At 52.7% G+C, this 1,003-nt stretch carries 1 protein-coding gene and 2 tRNA genes; all 3 read left to right on the forward strand.

The window, feature by feature from the left end:
• The coding region (locus ACQ7C1_RS31735; protein ID WP_430961221.1) for a hypothetical protein at positions 1–193 on the forward strand (193 nt) is incomplete at its 5' end.
• A gap of 21 nt (positions 194–214) precedes the next feature.
• Positions 215–291, forward strand: a tRNA-Ile gene (locus tag ACQ7C1_RS31740).
• A gap of 85 nt (positions 292–376) precedes the next feature.
• Positions 377–452: transfer RNA gene (locus ACQ7C1_RS31745), tRNA-Ala, on the forward strand.
• Positions 453–1,003 lie beyond the last annotated feature (551 nt).

A 1,003-nucleotide genomic window follows, 5' to 3' on the forward strand; every position in this document is an offset into this window, starting at 1 on the left:
ATCGAGAAACGCTAAGACGACCGGCTTGACCGGTATGAAGCTTCTCCATCTTTTTAGAACAAGATCGGATCAGTCAGATCACGATCGCAACGTAATACGCCGCGTAGACTACGGTCACGACGGTATGGCGAGCTTTCGCCGTCCACGTTTCTCTTTCTTCAAGAAGACAAAGAACCGCGTCGCTCCAGTTTGACTGGACCGGTTTGACGAGAATGGGCCCGTAGCTCAGTTGGTTAGAGCACACGCTTGATAAGCGTGGGGTCGGAAGTTCAAGTCTTCCCGGGCCCACCATTTGCATTTGGTGAATGGGGGTTGGGAAAAGACGGCAGACGCGGAAAGTTGCCGAACCTGGAGCGATCCAGGCGATCGAGCTGATGGGGCTGTAGCTCAGCTGGGAGAGCACCTGCTTTGCAAGCAGGGGGTCAGCGGTTCGATCCCGCTCAGCTCCACCAAATCGATTGGTGTTGAGACTGACGGCGATGATGTCTTCTGAAGAAAAACAAAGTTTGCACGACGCCATCAGCGTCTGTGCCTGTTCTGCATATATCGTGAAGAGAAGATTGATCTGGAGGCTTCCAGGTGTCGGGTTTTGCCCGATGTCCGAGCTCAGTTCCAATGATGTCGTGGATGGTCTAGCCGACCGGAAACGAAAGAGGGACTGAAGGTAGGAAGGAAGCTTGTCGCTCTGAGTCGTTGTTGTTTGCTGATCTTTAGGGATGAGCATCTGACGGACGACTTGATTACCGTTGCCTGACCGCGCGGTATCGGATCCAATCTCGAGAAGCTGGTCTTAAGACCTGACACAAGCGAGCTGCTCGGCGTAGCTCCAATAAAGTGATCAGGTCGAACACGTCGATGGCATTGTTAGAAAGCGTAATTGTAAAAGGTAATTACGCATGTTTGGCCCGGCTGGCGGCAATCGCAAGGTTGTCCGGATAGTCGGATTTGGCACCCCACGAGGGCGAAAGCCGAGTGGATAAGGTTTGCCAAATCAAACAAAGAC

The organism is Rhizobium sp. Nf11,1 (assembly GCF_050587665.1).
GTDB lineage: Bacteria > Pseudomonadota > Alphaproteobacteria > Rhizobiales > Rhizobiaceae > Rhizobium.